This is a genomic window from Corynebacterium sp. LaCa_205, from assembly GCF_057458085.1.
Genome location: NZ_CP190931.1, coordinates 2391921 through 2409808 on the forward strand (window position 1 = coordinate 2391921; position 17888 = coordinate 2409808).

The 17888-nt window shown below is 58.1% G+C and carries 17 protein-coding genes; 8 read left to right on the forward strand and 9 right to left on the reverse strand.

Features of this window, described 5'->3' with window-relative positions; translation table 11 throughout:
• Nucleotides 1–138 precede the first annotated feature (138 nt).
• From ACP8J1_RS11425 to ACP8J1_RS11440, 4 genes are all read right to left on the reverse strand, one after another.
• Nucleotides 139–501 (reverse strand): hypothetical protein, encoded by a 363-nt coding sequence (locus tag ACP8J1_RS11425; protein WP_023020145.1) that lies wholly within the window; start codon nt 499–501, stop codon nt 139–141.
• A gap of 21 nt (nt 502–522) precedes the next feature.
• Nucleotides 523–1044 carry a phospholipase A2 family protein gene (locus ACP8J1_RS11430; protein ID WP_152687310.1) on the reverse strand — a complete coding sequence of 174 codons (522 nt, stop codon included), beginning with the start codon at nt 1042–1044 and terminating at the stop codon, nt 523–525.
• A gap of 370 nt (nt 1045–1414) precedes the next feature.
• Nucleotides 1415–2356 carry an oxygen-dependent tRNA uridine(34) hydroxylase TrhO gene (gene trhO / locus ACP8J1_RS11435; RefSeq protein ID WP_023020146.1) on the reverse strand — a complete coding sequence of 314 codons (942 nt, stop codon included), beginning with the start codon at nt 2354–2356 and terminating at the stop codon, nt 1415–1417.
• 112 nt (nt 2357–2468) lie between these two features.
• A complete protein-coding gene (locus ACP8J1_RS11440) occupies nt 2469–3965 on the reverse strand; it encodes a DUF1846 domain-containing protein (protein ID WP_023020147.1) in 1497 nt (498 codons plus the stop codon).
• 127 nt (nt 3966–4092) lie between these two features.
• Between ACP8J1_RS11440 and ACP8J1_RS11445 the strand changes: the two genes are divergently transcribed.
• Both ACP8J1_RS11445 and ACP8J1_RS11450 read left to right on the forward strand, forming a co-directional pair.
• Complete coding sequence (locus ACP8J1_RS11445) at nt 4093–4908, forward strand: Fpg/Nei family DNA glycosylase (protein WP_023020148.1); 816 nt, start codon at nt 4093–4095, stop codon at nt 4906–4908.
• A gap of 18 nt (nt 4909–4926) precedes the next feature.
• Entirely contained in the window at nt 4927–6504 is a 1578-nt protein-coding gene (locus tag ACP8J1_RS11450) for a bifunctional ADP-dependent NAD(P)H-hydrate dehydratase/NAD(P)H-hydrate epimerase (RefSeq protein ID WP_023020149.1), read from the forward strand.
• Here ACP8J1_RS11450 and ACP8J1_RS11455 read toward each other — a convergent pair.
• Nucleotides 6501–7142 (reverse strand): ABC transporter ATP-binding protein, encoded by a 642-nt coding sequence (locus ACP8J1_RS11455; protein ID WP_023020150.1) that lies wholly within the window; start codon nt 7140–7142, stop codon nt 6501–6503. The two genes, ACP8J1_RS11450 and ACP8J1_RS11455, sit on opposite strands and share 4 nt — an antisense overlap.
• A 1-nt stretch (nt 7143) precedes the next feature.
• Nucleotides 7144–8127: an ABC transporter permease gene (locus ACP8J1_RS11460; RefSeq protein ID WP_023020151.1), complete on the reverse strand. Its 984-nt coding sequence runs from the start codon at nt 8125–8127 to the stop codon at nt 7144–7146.
• Nucleotides 8128–8280: 153 nt separating this feature from the next.
• Here ACP8J1_RS11460 and ACP8J1_RS11465 point away from each other — a divergent pair, with 153 nt between their 5' ends.
• The 4 genes from ACP8J1_RS11465 to ACP8J1_RS11480 all read left to right on the forward strand — a co-directional run bounded on the left by ACP8J1_RS11465 (nt 8281) and on the right by ACP8J1_RS11480 (nt 11797).
• The gene (locus tag ACP8J1_RS11465; protein ID WP_232212564.1) at nt 8281–9381 is read left to right on the forward strand and encodes a sensor histidine kinase; all 1101 of its coding nucleotides are present in this window, start codon (nt 8281–8283) and stop codon (nt 9379–9381) included.
• Complete coding sequence (locus ACP8J1_RS11470; RefSeq protein ID WP_023020153.1) at nt 9374–9991, forward strand: response regulator; 618 nt, start codon at nt 9374–9376, stop codon at nt 9989–9991. The genes ACP8J1_RS11465 and ACP8J1_RS11470 overlap by 8 nt, the downstream gene beginning before the upstream one ends.
• Nucleotides 9991–10965, forward strand: a complete 975-nt coding sequence (locus tag ACP8J1_RS11475) for an NAD(P)-binding domain-containing protein (protein ID WP_023020154.1) — start codon at nt 9991–9993, stop codon at nt 10963–10965. Before ACP8J1_RS11470 ends, ACP8J1_RS11475 begins: the two co-directional genes overlap by 1 nt.
• 82 nt (nt 10966–11047) lie before the next feature.
• The gene (locus ACP8J1_RS11480) at nt 11048–11797 is read left to right on the forward strand and encodes a DUF364 domain-containing protein (protein WP_023020155.1); all 750 of its coding nucleotides are present in this window, start codon (nt 11048–11050) and stop codon (nt 11795–11797) included.
• Here the strand turns inward: ACP8J1_RS11480 and ACP8J1_RS11485 are convergent.
• Entirely contained in the window at nt 11794–12384 is a 591-nt protein-coding gene (locus tag ACP8J1_RS11485; protein WP_232212565.1) for a VanZ family protein, read from the reverse strand. The genes ACP8J1_RS11480 and ACP8J1_RS11485 overlap by 4 nt on opposite strands.
• 78 nt (nt 12385–12462) lie before the next feature.
• Between ACP8J1_RS11485 and ACP8J1_RS11490 the strand changes: the two genes are divergently transcribed.
• Nucleotides 12463–13437 (forward strand): MDR family oxidoreductase, encoded by a 975-nt coding sequence (locus ACP8J1_RS11490; RefSeq protein WP_034655607.1) that lies wholly within the window; start codon nt 12463–12465, stop codon nt 13435–13437.
• A 63-nt stretch (nt 13438–13500) separates the two neighbouring features.
• Here ACP8J1_RS11490 and ACP8J1_RS11495 read toward each other — a convergent pair whose 3' ends face one another.
• On the reverse strand, nt 13501–13971 hold the full coding sequence (locus ACP8J1_RS11495; RefSeq protein WP_486696761.1) for a MarR family winged helix-turn-helix transcriptional regulator: 471 nt from the start codon (nt 13969–13971) through the stop codon (nt 13501–13503).
• A gap of 332 nt (nt 13972–14303) precedes the next feature.
• Between ACP8J1_RS11495 and ACP8J1_RS11500 the strand changes: the two genes are divergently transcribed.
• The gene (locus tag ACP8J1_RS11500) at nt 14304–14945 is read left to right on the forward strand and encodes a hypothetical protein (RefSeq protein ID WP_232212566.1); all 642 of its coding nucleotides are present in this window, start codon (nt 14304–14306) and stop codon (nt 14943–14945) included.
• Here ACP8J1_RS11500 and leuS read toward each other — a convergent pair whose 3' ends face one another.
• On the reverse strand, nt 14946–17792 hold the full coding sequence (gene leuS, locus ACP8J1_RS11505) for a leucine--tRNA ligase (RefSeq protein WP_034656067.1): 2847 nt from the start codon (nt 17790–17792) through the stop codon (nt 14946–14948). It lies immediately after the preceding gene.
• Nucleotides 17793–17888 lie beyond the last annotated feature (96 nt).

Here is a 17888-nt window from a genome sequence, read left to right on the forward strand (position 1 = left end):
GTAACCAGTCATGGGTACTGACTCTCTAAGTCGACTGTCCTCTACAAACACCTAACCACCCAGTCAGTAAGCACGAGAGCGGCCCCGCCTACTATGTTCGATAGGTAGACGAGGCCGCCGGAGAAAAGACTCAAAATCCTAAGCTGTTTGCTTTGAATTAACTTTCAACTTTCGAGCTATCAAGGTACAAAGGGTCGACATCACTAGTCCCGCACCAAATACCCAAACAAGGGCCGGCGAGAAGATCGCAGTTTGCCCATCATTTTTTAAACCGATTAACAGACCGACTGCAATGGCAATGATGCCGATGATCATTCCTGTCAACTGAACTTTCGCGGACTGTTTCGAGAGAATTAACGTGGTAATTGCGGAAACCGCAGATAGAATAATGACCACAGTGCCGATCCAACCGATTCTGACTGGGGCCATAAGAACGAGAGCCACCCCTAAGACGGCCGCCACCAATTCAGGCCAAAGCGGACGGAGGTTTCCACTTGCCATAGTTACTCTCCTTTGCTTCTCTTATCCCGAAATCGTAGGGTTCCACTGGCTAGGATGAACTGCAGTCACAAAAGCAAAATAGGTTCCTGCAGTAGAAAGACAGCCTCCCCTACGCGGATCGGCAGCATTTGGATAAACGCTCTTGCAAATATGAACCATGTCCTTATTTAGTTGAATATTGCAGCCCACACGCTCACCGGGATCCTGATGGGCTCCGTAGCACATGTCGTGCTTTGCGCATGCGCCAGAGAAATCAGCATTGTCGCCAGGAGCGGGGAACTGATCGGGAGAATTCGTACAATAGTCATTCAGATTTCCCTTTGAAGGGTCATACACATAACCCGGTGGGGGTTCAACCCCTGCTCGGTTGAACATTACAATGTGCTTATCAGCAAGAGCCTTTTGAGTCTCGGTAGATGTAGTTACAGGTTCCTCTTCAAATTCGGCATCGAGATCAAGATTCTGAGATGCTGCCCACTCATCCAATTGCTTAGCAACCTCGGGAGGCAATTCTTTTCCAACAGCATCATTAACCGCGTTCACCGTCTCATCAGTTTGTTCAGCCGCAACGGCGGACGGAACTGCAACAGAAATCGCACCTAGGGCAACGAGTGCAGCCGCGGCAACGCGCCCCCCTTCATCTTAAAATTGGGCATAAACTAAACTCCTCAAGTCAAATGTGAAAACCTTAGGCCCGCCTGCCACCGATGCGTACGATCTTTGCAGCGCAACGGCCAAAGCTGGACCTATAAAAATCAACATACTTGAAAATACTATGCAGCAAGTAAAATGGCAGTAAAATCTTATTAATACTTTGGTTAACACTCAGCCCACGCAAAGACGAAGCAAAGCATCTGCTGGGCGCTGCATCTAGCGATCTCGCGCCTGTTTTAAAGTACCTAGCAATTTCTAATCAAGCCTTGGAATCTTGGTCGACGAATTTTGCTGCTACCTCGGCGCAATCTGGCCGGCCGCAGTGTTGGGTTTCTACGTGCTGGATGCAGTCATCACATATAAGCACCTGCTGGCGGCAGGTATCTTCATTGATGCAATTGTGGAAGGTATTCGTGCCTTTGCCACAGTGCACGCAATGGCCCAGCTGGATAAAGCCTGGGTCCTGGAGTCCTTGGCCAAACTCATGGTGCATGCGCTTATCAAAGACGTACATTGAGCCTTCCCACAGGCCATCATTGCCGTACTTTTCGCCATAGCGCACGATGCCACCATCGATCTGGTAGACCTCTTTGAAACCACGATTCTTCATCAACGAAGACAGGATCTCGCAGCGAATACCGCCGGTGCAATAGGACACCACCGGCTTATCTTTCATCCAGTCGTACTTGCCGGACTCAATTTCTTCGATGAAGTCATGCGTGGTTTTCACATCGGGCACGACGGCATTTTTAAACTTGCCAATCTCTGCCTCCATGGCGTTGCGCCCATCAAAGAAGACGACTTCCTCGCCACGTTCTTCTACTAGTTTATTAACCTCTTCTGGCTTGAGGTGCACGCCGCCACCGACGACGCCGTTTTCATCCACCTTCAGCTCGCCCGGCGCGCCAAAGGCCACGATTTCATCGCGCACCTTGACCGAAAGGCGCGGGAAGTCATCCGCTCCGCCCTCGGACCACTTGAACTGCATGCGCTTAAAGCCTGGGTATTCCTTGGTCTGGCGGACGTAGCGCTTGCAGGCTTCCATATCGCCACCTACGGTGCCGTTGATGCCGTGCTCAGAGATGAGGATGCGGCCCTTGAGACCCAGGGACTCGCACAGGGTGCGCTGCCACAGCATGATTGCGGTGGGATCTTCGATGGGGGTAAAGCAGTAATACAGGAGAACTTTGCCAATAGTCACGCCCCAATCTTAGGCCCGCAGCTGGGTAGATCCCCAATCTTGTAGTTGTTCTTTATAAGACTGCGGCCCCTCCAGCACGGGCTGAAAGGGCCGACCCTCTACTACGCAGAACCTAGCGCTTCTGGTACAGCGCTTTCTTGCGGGCAAAGACGGGATCAGAGGTCACGAGCACGCCCAAATTGCGGAAGATTCCCTCATCCACCGAACCCAGGATGGTGGTGGTGTGAACGTCGCACCCGGCAAGCTCCTTGATCTGTTCCAGCGCCTTTCGGGCATTGTCATCCTTAGCTGCAGACACGGACAGGGCGATGAGCACCTCGTCGGTATGCAGGCGTGGATTCTTGGAACCCAGGTGCTTGGTCTTAAGCGTTTGAATCGGCTCGATGGATTCGGGCGAAAGCAGATGGATATCGTCATCGATGCCGGCCAGGTGCTTCAGGGCGTTGAGCAGCATCGCGGCCGAGCAGCCCAGCAGAGGCGCGGTACGGCCGGTGATCATGGTGCCGTCGTGCAGCTGCATAGCAGAGGCAGGCTCGCCGGTTTCTTCCGCACGTTGGCGCGCGGGCGCCACCACGGGGCGATCTTCTACCTTGATGCCGGCCTTAGCCATGATGACCGCGGCACGCTCAGATTGTTCGGTACCCAAGCCAGCGCGGGCCTCTTCCACCTGAGCCTTAAAGTAGCGGCGGATGATTTCTTGCTGGGCGGCGGCGCGGCACACGGCGTCATCAGTAATGCAGAACCCAGCCATGTTCACGCCCATGTCCGTGGGAGACTCATACGGGGTGGTGCCGGTGAGCTTTTCCAACAAGGTGCGCAGCAGCGGGAATGCTTCCACATCACGGTTATAGTTCACGGTGGATTCACCGTGGGCGGACAGATGGAAGTGGTCAATAATATTGGAATCGTTGAGGTCCACCGTGGCGGCCTCATAGGCCAAGTTCACGGGGTGTTCAAGGGGGAGATTCCAGATAGGGAAAGTTTCAAACTTAGCGTAGCCAGCATTATTGCCGCGCTGGTGCTCGTGGTAAACCTGCGAGAGCGCAGTGGCCAGCTTGCCGGAGCCAGGGCCCGGCGCGGTGACAACGACAAGATCGCGGGAGGTTTCCGCAAACTCATTGCGGCCAAAACCCTCTTCGGACACGATTAGGTCCGTATTGGTGGGGTACCCAGGGATAACGCGGTGTCGGGCCACCTTGAGGCCAAGGCGCTCTGCCTTTTCGATGAAGGCCTCGGCTTGGGAGTTTCCCTCCTCCAGCTGGGTCATGACGATGTTTTCCACCAAGAATCCGCGGCTGCGGAATACATCTACAAGGCGCAGCAGGTCATCTTCGTAGAGGATGCCTAGGTCGGCGCGCACCTTCTGGCGGGAGATGTCCTTGGCATTGATGCAAATGAGGATTTCTACGTCCTCTTTGATGCGCTCCAGCATCGCGATTTTATTGTCCGGGGTGAAACCCGGCAGCACGCGGGAGGCATGCATATCGTCAAAAAGTTTGCCGCCCATCTCCAAATAGAGTTTGCCGCCGATTTCCTCGCGGCGGGCGTGAATGTGCTTTGACTGCAGCTCGATATATTTCTCGCGGTCAAAGCCGATTTTGTGCGTCATGATTTGAAAGCCTTCCCCTGAGTTAAATCATTCCGCATTTCGAGTTTACGCTATTGTCACCTCCCAAATAAGTGGGCTGGTTAGCGGCAGGTTTGGCCGAAAATTCTTCCCGATTAGACTGGCTTCTATGCCTGAAGGTCACGTCATCCACCGCCTAGCCAATAAATTCAACGCGGATTATCGCGGCATGCCGCTGCGCGTGACCAGCCCGCAGGGGCGCTTCGCGGCGGAGGCAGAGATTCTCGATGGCGAGCGCATCGAGCTGGCCGAGACCTACGGTAAGCATCTTTTTGTACACCTCACCGCTCCGGATCCGCGCCATATCCTCTATATTCACTTAGGGCTCATCGGCAAGCTGCGCTTCGAGCCCCGCGAGGAGACCGGCGGACAGATTCGGGTGCGCATTGATAATGGCACCGAGGCCGCCAACCTGCGCGGACCACAGTTTTGCCGCTTGCTTACAGAAGAGGAGTACCGCGCACAACTGGCCAAGGTAGGCCAGGATCCGCTGCGCCCAGACGCCGATGTGGAGGCCTTATGGGCCAAGGTGCACAAATCGCGGCGCAGCATTGGCTCGCTCATGATGGACCAGCATCTCTATGCCGGCGTGGGCAATATCTACCGTGCAGAAACCCTCTTTCGCCATGGCCTCTCCCCTTTCCTGCCTGGCCGCGACGTTTCCCGTGAAACCTTTGACGCCACGTGGACCGACCTAGTGGATCTGATGGAGTACGGGGTGGAACACGGCCGCATCGATACGGTACGGCCCGAGCATTCTCCCGAAGCCATGGGGCGCGAACCGCGTAAAGACGACCATGGCGGGGAGGTATACGTCTACCGCCGCGCCGGTTTGCCCTGCTATGTGTGCGGCACCCCAGTGACGGAAAAGGTCATGGAGGGACGCAACCTATTCTGGTGTCCGACCTGCCAGCCGGCTCCTTAAAGGCCTATTCTGGCGGGCATGCGATATGCCTATAGCGTTGCTGCCGTCCGTGCGGCGGAGCATTCCCTTCTAGCCCAGCAAAACGTTGACGATGAGCTCATGCGCTTGGCCGCGCGCGGCGTAGCAGCCACGGCCGCAGCCATGCTCGGCCCTGGGCGGCGAGTGAGTATCCTCGTCGGCCCAGGCGGCAATGGCGGCGATGGCCTCTACGCTGGCGCTTTCCTGGCGGAAGATGGTTATTCAGTCGAGGCCATCCTCGCGGCGGATAGCGCCCACGAACCCGCACTGCAGGCGTTTACCGCGGCCGGCGGGGCCATTGTGCACAGTCTGGAGGATGCCGATCTGCTTATCGACGCCGTCGCCGGCCTCTCCTCCACCCGCGGCCTTTCCGGTGCCCCGCTCAGCGCCTATGCCGAAGCCAAAAAGCGTGGAGTTCCAGTATTAGCGGTGGATATTCCCTCCGGAATTAACGCCGATACCGGTGTGGCTGCGACCGATGCGGTGGAAGCGGACGTGACCATTAGCTTTGGCTGGGCCCGCGCCGGACACGTCTGTGCCCCAGAATGCGGCGCGGTGGTGCTCTGCGATCTCCTCTTGCCAGGCGCGCCGCGCTCTTTTGCAGAAGAGCTGTCTGCCACCGCAGAACCGGTGGGCCATATCGCCAATGAACCCACCATCCCCTTGCCCTATCAGTGGCCAACCGAGCCGGTACTCACGGGTGACCAAGGCCTGGTTACCGCCCCAAAGCCGGTGGGCTGCACGGGGCCAATTCTGGATCCGACGCCGGGGGCAAAAAGCACCAAGTACACCGGTGGGGTTACCGCGGTATGCGCTGGCAGCACTACCTTTCCCGGCGCGGGCATACTCGCCGCCACGGGCGCGGTGCGGGCCACCCCCTCCATGGTCCGCGTCGTAGGAAATGACTCTGTGGTCGCAAGCCTGCCGGAGGTAGTGCCCCATGCAAGCGCCGAAGAAAAGGTCCATGCTCAAGCCTGGGTAGTAGGCCCAGGGCGAGGCACCGGGCCGAAAGCGGAAGCGGAATTGCGAAGCGTGTTAGCACGCAAGCTTCCTACAGTTATCGATGCGGATGCGCTCACGGTGCTCGCAACAAATGAGGATCTGCGCGAACTTGTGCGCGATCATCCTTGCACGGTTCTTACCCCGCATGCCGGGGAATTTGAGCGGCTCTATACGGCTACGCTTGGCCGCGCACTCGATCTTTCGGAGGGCTTAGGCGTACGCCTACAGGAGCTTGCCGCGTCGCTCGACTGCTTTATCCTGCACAAAGGCCGGATCACCACGGTCACGGCTCCCGGGCAGGAAATTTATGGCATGAACGCGGGGCACTCCTATGCAGCTACCGCCGGATCCGGTGACGTGCTTTCTGGCATCCTCGGCGCCACGCTAGCCCAGCTGAATTTTGCTGAGGTAGATGCGAAGGGGATCATTGCGGAGATTTTGCACGCCGCAGCCATACACCAACACGCTGCCGCTATTGCCGCCCATACCCCAGACGGCTTTGGGATTTGCTCTGCCTCCCAGATTGCCGCGGCGGTGCCCCAAGCAATCGCACGGTTGCTAGTGATGCGACGCTAGCTGAGCGCGGAAACCTTCTCCTGCTCAGAAACGTGGCCGTCTTTGACCTCGACCACGCGGTCAGCGAAGGTCAGCAGGGAGCGGTCGTGGGTCACCAGCACGGTAGCGGTCTTCATCTCCTGGGTGACATCGCGCAAAAGGCGGATGATCTCCTGGGAAAGGTGAGAATCGAGCGCAGAGGTAGGCTCATCCGCCAGCAGCAGGTCTGGCTGCTCCATGAGCGCACGAGCGATATTGACGCGCTGGCGCTGGCCGCCAGACATCTGGCCCATGCGGCGGTTTCCCATACCTGCCAGGCCCACAAAGTCCAATAGCTCATCGGCACGCTGTGGGCGCAGCTTGCGGCCAGCGATGTGATCCATAATCAATAGTTGGTCGCGCACATTGAGCGAGGACAGCAAGTTGGCCTGCTGAAAGATGATGGACCGGGTGCCATCTACCTGTACGAAACCAGAATCCGGGGTAATAAGCCCAGCGGCTACGGATAACAGAGTGGACTTGCCGGAGCCAGACTCGCCCACGATGGCGGTCAGGCTATTGGATTCGGCCTTGAGGGAGGCGTCGGCAAGCGCAGTAGTGGTTGTCTCGCCGTCCTGGTAGGTCACGGTGGCATTGCGAATATCAAGAATGGTGGACATGTTAAGCGTTTCCTCCAAGTGCATCGAGTGGGTTGGCTTTAGCTACGCGGCGGGTAGCGACGAGGGCGCCGGCCATACCGAGGACCCAAATACCAACCGCAGGAACGGCAATGCTGCGCAAAGAGACATCGAAAGGAACGGTGCCGGAGGCGAGCGCGCCGAGCGCCCACCCAACGACAGCGCCCAGGATGGTGCCGGCAGCCAAGATGATGGCGGCTTGTGCCAGGGCATCGCGCAGCAGGTAGCGCACGGTGGCGCCCAGCGCGCGCAAAATGGACAGCTCTCGGGTGCGCTGAATGGTCCATACGGTCAAGAAAGCGACGGTGACTAGCGCGGAGATGCCGTACAAGAAGCCCTGCATGGTAAGCAGCGAGCCGCGTTCAGACTGATAGCCCGCCAGACCGGTGAAGGACTTGGAAACCTTGACGGAGCCGGGAACCTCATGCTTATACAGTGCGGCGGTGCTCACCACGCCCTTCGGGGCGTGGCTAATCTGCTGCCAAGACTCGGTGGAAGCCCATACCACCGCAGAGTGGGAGTACATGGTCTCCGGAACAGTGCCCTCCACCGAGAAATCGGTGCCGCCTAGGGTGACGGTTTCGGCCGCATCGATGGAATCTGGCAGGAGCACGCCCTGCTCTGGGATGGTCTTATCGGTGCCCGGAACCTGGGTGCCGGCTGGCAAGCTGAGGACGGCAACGCCGCCGTGACCCTCCAGCTTGGTCTGCGCCGCGCCGAGGGGAATACCGTCGCTGGCGATATCGCCGGCATGCATCGCGGACTCGCTGAAGGAGGGGTCCTCGGTAGAGAAGGAAATATACGGGTACTCCTTTTCCAGGGACTCCAAAGCGGAAGTATTTTGCTTGGAAAGGCCCTCCGTTAGGCCGGAGAGCATCACCAGCAAAAGGGTGATGAGCGCAACCGTGCCGCCGATAAGCGCGAAGCGGCCGCGCGCTGTGGTGATTTCTCTGATTGCTAGGAACATACTTCTATATTCGCTTTATGCAGGTCAGAAGTAATCGGCCAGCTCGCTGAACCTCTAGTCAACCAAGTGGTTGATTCACTGTCCACCCTTGCGCGGATATCCTGGGTGGTTGTGTTTAAAGGACAGAAATTATGGGTCTATGGTTTGCACGCCATGTTCGCGTTTCTGCTGGTCTTCGGCGTAGCGCGTGCCTACGTGGACGGCCGGCTCGATGCCCGCGTTATTGGCCTAGCCATCGCACTCGCCGTGGTGTATGCCGCACAACGCTGGTTGCCCACGTGGCTTTGGCTGGGTGGACTTTGCCTCCTCTGGCTGGGCTTGATGGTCCATGCGCAGGATTTCATGTGGCTGGAATTCCCGCTTATTTTTGTCTTTCTGCGCGCCTTGCCCACCGTTCCTGGGTTGGTATCCATCGCCATATTGTGGGCGGCTGCCGCTTTCATCCCCGCCTGGCTACATCCTGAGGGCTGGTCCATCGCTGCGGCGGTAGGACCGCTTATCGGTACCGCCTTTGCGGCCACGGTCTTTTTCATCCAGCGGCGACTGCAGGCGGAGGCGGCGCACCACAGGGACATCGCTAGGCAGCTGCGCGAAACCCAGGCCGAGCTAGCCGCAAGCGAGCACCAAGCCGGCCGGCTGGAGGAGCGCGAGCGGCTCTCTCGCGAGATTCATGACACCGTCGCACAAGGTCTTAGTTCTATTCTGCTGCTCTCCCGTGCGGCCCGCGGCACCACTGATCCAGCAACCAAAGAAGAACAGCTGGAAATTATCGAGGAAGTCGCCAGCGAGAATCTCGCCGAGGCCCGCCGCTTTGTCCGAGAGCTCGCCGGCCCCGATGAGCGGCTGGAAACCCAGCTCAATTCCCTGCTATCCCAAATGCGCAGCCGCGTGAAAGCCTTGGGCGAAGATACCACCTTTGAACTGGTGGTCTCCGGCAGCGGCAAGGTGCCTGCCCAAATCAAAAAGGTCATTGTGCGGGCCGCGCAGGAGGGTCTCAATAACGTCATCAAACACGCCCACGCCTCGCGCGCGGTGGTCACGCTCGGACTTTTCGAAGATGCTGTCACCCTGGACGTTGTTGATAATGGAGGCGGCGTAACCGCCTCCCCTAGCAGGGATAATAAGGATCATGGCTTCGGGCTTACCGGCCTGCGCGACCGCGTGGAGAGCGTGGGCGGCACTATGAACCTAGAATCGGGCGAAGGCACCGCCCTGGCCGCCCGTATCCCGCTGAAGGAGCGAAGCAATGGTTAATGTCATGCTGATTGATGATCACCCAGTGGTCCGCGCCGGCCTGCGCGCCATCCTCAATACCTTCTCCGATGTCGAGGTAGTAATGGAGGGCTCCACCGGCGCGGATGTGGATAAGCTTTTTACTGCAGATGCCCCGCAGGTAGACGCTGTAGTCTGCGATATCCAGATGCCCGACGTGGATGGCATCGCAGCCACCAAGCGCGTAGTAGACGCCGGCGGCCCGCCCGTGCTCATCTTGACCACCTATGACACGCAGGCCGATATCCTCGCCGCCGTGGAAGCCGGCGCGATGGGCTACCTGCTCAAGGACTCCCCCGAGCAGGCGTTGCACGAAGCCGTGCTCAATACCGCCGCGCACCGCCGCACCCTAGCGCCGGAGGTTGTGGATCTCCTCGCCCAGCGTGTGGGCCGACCGCAAGAATCACTGTCCACCCGCGAGCTGGAAATCTTGCGGGCGTTATCTAGCGGTTCCTCTAATAAGGAGCTAGCCAAGCAGCTGTTCATTTCCGAGGCCACGGTCAAGACCCACCTCATCCATATTTTCCAAAAGTTGGGCGTGGAAACCCGCACCGCCGCGGTGACCGTGGCACGAGAGAGAAAGCTCATTTGATGCTGGACTGCATAGTCATTGGTGCCGGCCAGGCAGGCCTCGCGGTGGGTTATTACCTGCGCAAGAAGGGCCTAGATTTTGTCCTTCTGGATGCAGAATCCGGTCCTGGCGCAGCCTGGCGCCATACCTGGCCCTCCCTGACGCTTTTTAGCAATGCGGCCTCTTCCAACCTGCCAGGATGGCCCATGCCCCACTACGAGGGCTTTCCACCGGCCAGCCATGTTATTGATTATTTTGCACGCTATGAGCAGCGTTATGAACTGCCCATTCGTCGGCCAGTCACAGTGGATGAGGTGACCCATGACGGCGCGTACTTCCACGTTTATGCGGGGGAAGAGAAACTCACCTCGCGCACGGTCGTAGCGGCAACGGGAACGTGGTCCGCACCTTTTATTCCCTACTACCCCGGCAACTTTGGCGGAAGGCAATGGCATTCCGCCTTCTATCCAGGCCCCGCGGACTTTGCCGAATCTACCGTGGCGGTCGTGGGCGCGGCCAATTCCGGTGCCCAAATCGCGGCCGAGCTCCTACTCTCCGGCGTAGAGACAACCTGGTACACCCGCAGCTCCCCGCGGTGGATGCCCGATGATGTTGATGGTCGAGTCCTGTTTCAGCGCAATCGCGCCCGCCTCAACGCAATGCTGCGCGGCGAACCAGACCCCGGCGCGGATTCGAACCTGGGCGATATCGTGATGGTCCCACCTGTCTTGCGGGCGCGGGATTCCGGGCTCTTGCAGGCCACTCCAATGTTTTCATCCCTCGATGAGGTCAACACAGACCACCTCATCTGGTGTACCGGCTTCCGGCCTGCTCTCCGGCCCATCCGCAGGCTCCTTGCGGGCACCTCCCCCACCGTCGACGGTCTCTTCCTCGTAGGCTACGGCACCTGGACCGGCCCCGGCTCCGCCACCATTACTGGGGTAAGCCCCTTTGCTAAACAGACTGCACAAGCCGTTGCGAATATATGTGACTAAAGCTATAGGGTGCTCCCCACCTATTCGACTAAACTGCCTCCTCACAAGCAGTGCCAAACGATAAGGAAAAGCTGGTTTATTCATGTCCGCCTGGGATCTCTACGATGACCTCATCGATGCCATTCCCCGTGACATAGTGGTCTCCCGCGCCGCCCAAAACCCGCGGTGGACCCGCGTTTACACCGAAAGTCCTAGCTGCGGCGTGGCCATGACCATGTCAGCTACCTCCCGCCCCGCCCAGATGAGCGCCGAATACTCCGGCGTTCCCTTGCGCGCCATCGCACAACTGGCCAAGAGTTGGAATTTCTCAGAGGCATCCTTCGGCATGGCTGCGCTCAATTCCTATTACTCCACACCTTCCGTGGCCGATGAACATGGCTTTGCGCTTGCCGATGCCCCCTGGCCCCACATCTTCGATCCCTTCCGCGAAGCCGTCGCGGGTAAGAAGGTCGCCGTCATTGGCCACTTCCCTTTTGCGCCTAAGGCGCTCAACCAGGCGGCGGATTTTTATATGCTAGAGCGTTCACTCAATGAGGGCGACTACCCCGATTCCGCCGCCGAGTACATACTGCCCGAGTGCGATTATGTCTTCATTACCGGCTCCGCCTTTGTGAATAAGACCGCGCCCCGCTTGCTCGAGCTCTCCCGCGAGTCCATCAATGTAATCTTGGGGCCCTCAACGCCTCTGGCCCCTATTCTCCTTCAGGACTACGGGGTATCACAGGTAACCGGCATAGTTCCCACCGACGCCGCCGGTATGTTTGAGTGCCTCGAAGAGGGAGATTCCCTCGATATGTTTAATTTCGGGCACCGCGTCAGCCTGGGTACTTAGACAATTACTCCGGCCACAATCGCAGCGGCGAGGGCACCCAAGCCCAATGCGGCCATCCAGCCGATAGCGCGGACGGCTCGCAGCTGCGCCTGTGCGCTCTTGCGGCTAACTAGGAACGCGCCCAAGGACGCTCCAAGGGTATTGAAAACCACATCGTCGACATCGCTAAAGCCCAGTGAGAATACATATTGGGTAGTTTCGATGCCCAAGCTGAGCGCCATCGCTAGAAGGATGGTTCCGCCACGGCCAAAGCGGACGTGGCGCGAATTTTGCCCCATCACTACCAAGCACGCGCCAAGTGGGAAAAAGAGCGCTATATTGCCCAAGGTATTGGTCCACGGCCCCCACCACGGATGAGGGTTATTAAAGCCGTTGAACATTTGCAGATCCAGGCTGCGGCGGGCATGTGCAGAGGCATCGAGCACGCCGGGAATATCAATAAACGGCTTGCCCACTGTAGCTACGGCAATAGCCACCACAACGACCACGCAGGCAACGCCAGCACTGCGCCACAACGTGCGCTTGGAAGGCGCGCCTTGCGCCCTTACCTGGTGCGAAGTGCGGGTGGATCCAGTGGTCGTCGTCATAATGCCCAAGTTAACAAGCCTGTCTGAAAAATTCCCGGGAGATTCGCTGTCGAATCCCTGCATCACATTTAACGTACGATGGTGAGCATGAGCACGCTACTAGTAACTCGCAACGAAGACAAAACCGTCACGACCTCCTTTGAAGAGGGAGAGTTCCTCAGCGAGGGTGACCTTACCGTTGATGTTTCTTATTCTTCCCTGAATTACAAGGACGCCATGGCAATCGCGGGCGACCGCGGTGTGATGCGCACCAGCCCCTTGGTTCCAGGCATCGACGTGGTCGGCACCGTTGCCGAGTCCAGCGTAGAGCGTCTACCGGTGGGTACCTTGGTCGCCTCCTTCGGTGATGGCCTTGGCGAGTTCCGCCACGGCGGCTACACCCCGAAGCAGCGCGTTAACTCCCAGGCCACCGTCGCGCTCCCCGCAGACTTCACCGCAGAACAGGCAGCCGCTGTCGGCACCGCGGGTTATACCGCTGCACTGTGCGTCAACTCTTTGCGCGGGCTTCCCGATGGCCCCGTTTTGGTCACCGGCGCAACTGGCGGTGTCGGCTCCATCGCCGTGAACCTCCTGTCCAATGCCGGGTACGAGGTCCACGCCATGACCGGCCGTCCAGATGACTATTCCCAGTATCTTCACGAGCTCGGTGCCCACACCATTGTGGACCGCGCCGAGTTCGCCGAGGCCGGAAAACCCTTGCAGAAGGCTACCTATGCCGGTGCTGTCGATACCTCCGGTTCCCATGTCTTGGCCAATGTATTGGCTCGCACGGTTTGGGGCGGTACCGTCGCCTCCACCGGTATGGCCGCCGGCCCGGATCTTCCCACCACCGTGCTGCCATTCATTCTGCGCAATGTGCACTTGGCAGGCGTCAATTCCGTAGACGCCCCACTGCACTACCGCCAGAACGCTTGGCAGCTCTTGGCCCGCAAGCTAGACCGTTCCATTCTTGAGTCCCTGACCACAACGATTCCACTTTCGGACGTGGTCGAGGAATCCAAGTCTCTTCTAGAGGGCACCCACCACGGACGCACCGTCCTCAAGATTTCCTAGGCCGCGCCCTAGGTAAAATTCCCCGGCACCCGCCGTCATGGCGGGTGCCTTTTGCATACGCGGTTAGGCTTCAGAAGCGAGCTCTCCAGCGCCCTGCTCATCAATCCCACGCAACAACTTCCGAGAAATTTCCCCCAAAGTTTGTAGGTCTTCGTCACTAAGGGTGCTCACCACGATTTCATCAACTGCGGCGGTGTGGCGCGCTATTGCCGCACCGAAGGCGGCACTTCCCTTTTCCGTCACAGTGACTTCAATGGCTCGAGGCCCAAGTTCCGGTGCTTCCCGCCTGGAGACTAATTTTCGTGATTCCATGCGCACCAGCTGTCGATGCAGGCGCGATTTTTCCCATCGTAGTTCCGTCCCCAATTCGTGCGGACGGGTATGAATTTTGCGGCGGCGATGCAACACCGCCAAGACCGCATAGTCCGCTTCGCTTAGACTAGAGTCTCTCTGCAACTGTGCAGAAAGTCGCGCATGCAGCACCTCTTGCATAGTGACAAAATCTCCCCATGCCGCACTCTGCTCCACACGCATGGCTATCCTCCTTCGATTGCCGTTATTTAACAGCTTAAACAGCGCAGTTGATCTAGCAACCCATTAGGCGATCGGGAGTTGATACAACAACTCCTACTACGTTAATACGGCGGGCGTATAGCATGTCAACAATTTAATGCCCCTACATCTTTAGGGCCAAAGTCATAATTGCTTTGCTTTTGGAACACTATTGGCCGGGTTATCCAAATATTTAATCCGTTATGTTATTGCCGCAAAAATTAAATAGTTAAACAAAAAGTCTTAGTAGCGATCCGTCCGCTGGAACAAACGGCGTCTCGGGAGAAGCGACCGAAGTGTTTAAAATGGCGAGCATGGATAAGCTATTTAGCACATGTGGTTTTGATCTAATGGATATAGAAGAGCTCATCGCAGAGCTACCCACAAGCCGCGAAATATGGGATGCACCTGGATTTGATCGAGTCCTTTTTCACGCAGATCCGTCCGATATGGCGGTCACCGCGATGGAGTACGAAGGGGAGTGGGCCGCAGTTCCTTCGTATCGGGGAGGGGAACAGGCCCTAGGAACGATTTATCGCGCAACGCCCTATATCGGCATTGTGGAGACGGGGGATTTACGGTTCGCAGCACTGGCGGATGCACCCTTTGCCCTGCCAGCGGGAAACCCCGTCGGAGGCGAAAAGCTAGAGGGACAGGTCCAGCCGGCGGTTGTGGCCTTGCGGTACGAGGTGGGGGAGCCGGAGGAATTTTCTTTGAATTCTCCTGCTACCGAGCGCTTTTATCGGAACTTAAAGCCCAGCATGCTCAACCCGCAGGTAGAGGTGGCGGGAACCATCGGGCACATCGCCAAGCACAGCAATGAGCTGGGCATGGGGGAGTTTTGGGTATGCGACCTCGACGGCCTGCCGCTCATTGTGAACGAGAAACTGGAGGTCGGCCAGGGAATCCGGGCACACGGCATAGCGCTGTGCGCCACGGAGTTTTGGGAGGAGTGACTACTTGACGACGAGGTTGACCATGCGGCCCGGCACGTAGATCTTCTTCACTACGTTCTTTCCACTAGTCAGTTCGGCGATCTTGGCATCGGCCAGAACAACCTCGAAGACCGCCTCCTGGTCCGCATCGGCAGCCACGTTGATGCGGGCTTTGACCTTGCCGTTGATCTGTACGGGCACCTCGATTTCATCATCTACCAGGTACTTTTCCTCAAAGGTGGGGAAGGGCTGATAGGTAATGGTCTCGTCGTGGCCAAAGCGCTGCCACAGTTCTTCCGCGATATGCGGGGCGATGGGGGAGACCAACTGGGCGATTGGTTCGACGGCGGCGCGCGGTGCCTCGGTGCGATAGGTTTTGGTCAGGTAGTTGACGTACTCGATGAGCTTGGCCACCACGGTATTGAGCCGCAGGTTCTCATAATCATCGCGCACGCCTGCGATGGTGCGGTGCAGCTGCTTGAGATCACCCTCGCTCAAATTGGCGTCGGTAGTGGCCAGCTCTCCGGTGTCCTCATTGACGGCAAGGCGCCACAGGCGCTGCAGGAAGCGCTGGGAGCCGACGACGTCCTTGGTAGCCCACGGGCGGGAGGTGTCCAACGGTCCCATGGACATTTCGTACACACGCAGGGTATCGGCACCAAAGTCGCGGCAGATATCGTCCGGAGCTACAGCATTCTTCAGGGACTTGCCCATCTTGCCGTATTCCTGGTTGACCTCTTCTCCGTTGTAGTAGAACTTGCCGTCCTTTTCTTCTACCTCAGCAGCTGGCACGTACACGCCGCGGGAATCGGTGTAGGCATAGGCCTGGATATATCCCTGGTTGTACAGGCGACGGTAGGGCTCTTGAGAGCTGACAAATCCCAGGTCAAAGAGCACCTTATGCCAGAAGCGGGAGTAAAGCAGGTGCAGTACGGCATGCTCGACACCGCCGACATAGAGGTCGACACCGCCCGGATCCTGTGGGCCATGCTGGTCCGGTCGCGGGCCCGTCCAATAACGCTCGTTTTCAATATCGCAGAATGCCTCATCGTTGCGGGGATCGATGTAGCGCAGTTGGTACCAGGAAGAACCTGCCCACTGCGGCATTACGTTGGTATCGCGGAAGTAGGTCTGCGGGCCGTCACCCAAGTCAAGTTCTACCTCGACCCAGTCGCGCACCTTAGCTAGCGGGGGTTGTGGTTCGGAATCCTTATCCTCTGGATCAAAAGAAACCGGCTTATAATCTTCTACCTCTGGAAGCTCCACTGGCAGCATGGATTCTGGCAGGGCGTGGGCAAAGCCATCCTTGTCATAGACGATGGGGAAGGGTTCGCCCCAGTAGCGCTGGCGGGCGAAGAGCCAATCCCGCAGCTTATACTGCACCTTTTCCCGGCCAGAGCCGTCCTTTTCCAGCCATTCAATGGCCTTGGCAATAGCCTCGGCCTTATTCAGGCCGTTGAGATCTAGGCCCTTGTCATTGGCAGAATTAACCAGGGCACCGTCCTCGGTCCAGGCTTCTTCGTCCACGTTGCCGCCAGAAACAACCTCCGTAACGGGCAGGCCGAAGGTCTTGGCAAACTCGTAGTCACGGGTATCGTGCGCTGGAACTGCCATGATGGCGCCGGTGCCGTAGCCGGTCAGCACGTAGTCCGCGATAAAGATCGGGACCTTTTTCCCAGAGACCGGGTTGGTGGCATAGGTGCCAAGGAAGACGCCGGTCTTTTCCTTGTTTTCCTGCCGCTCTAGATCAGATTTGGCGGCAATATCGGTGCGGTAGGACTCCACGGCCTCCTTGGGATCATCGTGACCGTAGGTCCAACGCTCGTCTACGTCATCGTCATAAGGGATGGGGGAGAGGAGGGCGTCGACAAGCTCATGCTCTGGGGCCAGCACCACGTACTCGGCGCCGAAGAGCGTATCCGGGCGGGTGGTAAAGACCTCGATCTCGTAGCCCTCAGCGGGGAAGGAAACCTCCGCGCCGCGGGAACGCCCAATCCAATTGCGCTGCATAGACTTGACCTTCTCCGGCCAATCCAAAAGCTCTAGATCATCGAGCAGACGATCGGAATAGGCGGTAATGCGCATCATCCACTGGGACAAATTCTTGCGAAATACGGGGAAGTTGCCGCGCTCGGACTTGCCCTCTGCGGTGACCTCCTCGTTTGCCAGCACGGTACCCAAGCCTGGGCACCAGTTCACCGTGGAATTAGACAGGTAAACTAGGCGGAATTCATCAATTGCTGCGGCCTTTTCCTCTTCGGTGAGGTCCTCGTAATAGCGGCCGTCCTTAGTGGTGCGCTTATTGGCTTCTAGTTCTTTGATGAGCTCCGCAATGGGGCGAGCCTTTTGCTGCTCCTCATCGAACCAGGAGTTATAAATCTGCAGGAAAATCCACTGCGTCCACTTGAAAAACTCCGGATCCGTAGATTCTACGGAGCGGCGCGGATCGTGGCCGAGTCCCAACATGCCCAACTGGCGGCGCATGTTTTCAATATTCGCCTCGGTGGTGGTGCGCGGGTGGGTACCGGTCTGGATGGCGTACTGCTCGGCCGGCAGGCCGAAGGCATCGTAGCCCAAAGTGTGCAGCACGTTCTTGCCCAGCATGCGGTTATAGCGAGCATAGGTATCGGTAGCGATATAGCCCAGCGGGTGTCCCACGTGCAGGCCCGCACCGGAGGGGTAGGGGAACATATCCTGCACATTGAGCTTTTCCTTAGGCAGCTCGCCCGCATCGGTGGCGAGCTCGCCTACCGGGTTCGGGGCGTTGAAAGTGCCATTGTCTTTCCAGTACTGCTGCCAGGTCTTCTCGATCTGGTTCGCCAGCTCCGGGGTATAGCGGTACGAGGTGGAATCGCTCTGGGTATTCATAATCACACAGTGTAATAGCCGCGTGCCGGTGCGGTGTAGTTCGCTGCGCATTCCGCGACCTGCTGGGCACGCGCTCCCAAATTCTCCGCTGGACTC

Excerpts from the sequence above, each read along its gene's own strand:
- ACP8J1_RS11425 (WP_023020145.1), bottom strand. The coding sequence starts at position 501 with ATGGCAAGTGGAAACCTCCGTCCGCTTTGGCCTGAATTGGTGGCGGCC.
- ACP8J1_RS11500 (WP_232212566.1), top strand. The coding sequence starts at position 14,304 with ATGGATAAGCTATTTAGCACATGTGGTTTTGATCTAATGGATATAGAA.
- ACP8J1_RS11445 (WP_023020148.1), top strand. The coding sequence starts at position 4,093 with ATGCCTGAAGGTCACGTCATCCACCGCCTAGCCAATAAATTCAACGCG.
- leuS (WP_034656067.1), bottom strand. The coding sequence starts at position 17,792 with ATGAATACCCAGAGCGATTCCACCTCGTACCGCTATACCCCGGAGCTG.
- ACP8J1_RS11490 (WP_034655607.1), top strand. The coding sequence starts at position 12,463 with ATGGTGAGCATGAGCACGCTACTAGTAACTCGCAACGAAGACAAAACC.
- ACP8J1_RS11450 (WP_023020149.1), top strand. The coding sequence starts at position 4,927 with ATGCGATATGCCTATAGCGTTGCTGCCGTCCGTGCGGCGGAGCATTCC.
- ACP8J1_RS11495 (WP_486696761.1), bottom strand. The coding sequence starts at position 13,971 with ATGCGTGTGGAGCAGAGTGCGGCATGGGGAGATTTTGTCACTATGCAA.
- ACP8J1_RS11460 (WP_023020151.1), bottom strand. The coding sequence starts at position 8,127 with ATGTTCCTAGCAATCAGAGAAATCACCACAGCGCGCGGCCGCTTCGCG.
- ACP8J1_RS11465 (WP_232212564.1), top strand. The coding sequence starts at position 8,281 with ATGTTCGCGTTTCTGCTGGTCTTCGGCGTAGCGCGTGCCTACGTGGAC.
- ACP8J1_RS11475 (WP_023020154.1), top strand. The coding sequence starts at position 9,991 with ATGCTGGACTGCATAGTCATTGGTGCCGGCCAGGCAGGCCTCGCGGTG.
- ACP8J1_RS11440 (WP_023020147.1), bottom strand. The coding sequence starts at position 3,965 with ATGACGCACAAAATCGGCTTTGACCGCGAGAAATATATCGAGCTGCAG.
- ACP8J1_RS11455 (WP_023020150.1), bottom strand. The coding sequence starts at position 7,142 with ATGTCCACCATTCTTGATATTCGCAATGCCACCGTGACCTACCAGGAC.
- ACP8J1_RS11470 (WP_023020153.1), top strand. The coding sequence starts at position 9,374 with ATGGTTAATGTCATGCTGATTGATGATCACCCAGTGGTCCGCGCCGGC.
- ACP8J1_RS11485 (WP_232212565.1), bottom strand. The coding sequence starts at position 12,384 with ATGACGACGACCACTGGATCCACCCGCACTTCGCACCAGGTAAGGGCG.
- ACP8J1_RS11480 (WP_023020155.1), top strand. The coding sequence starts at position 11,048 with ATGTCCGCCTGGGATCTCTACGATGACCTCATCGATGCCATTCCCCGT.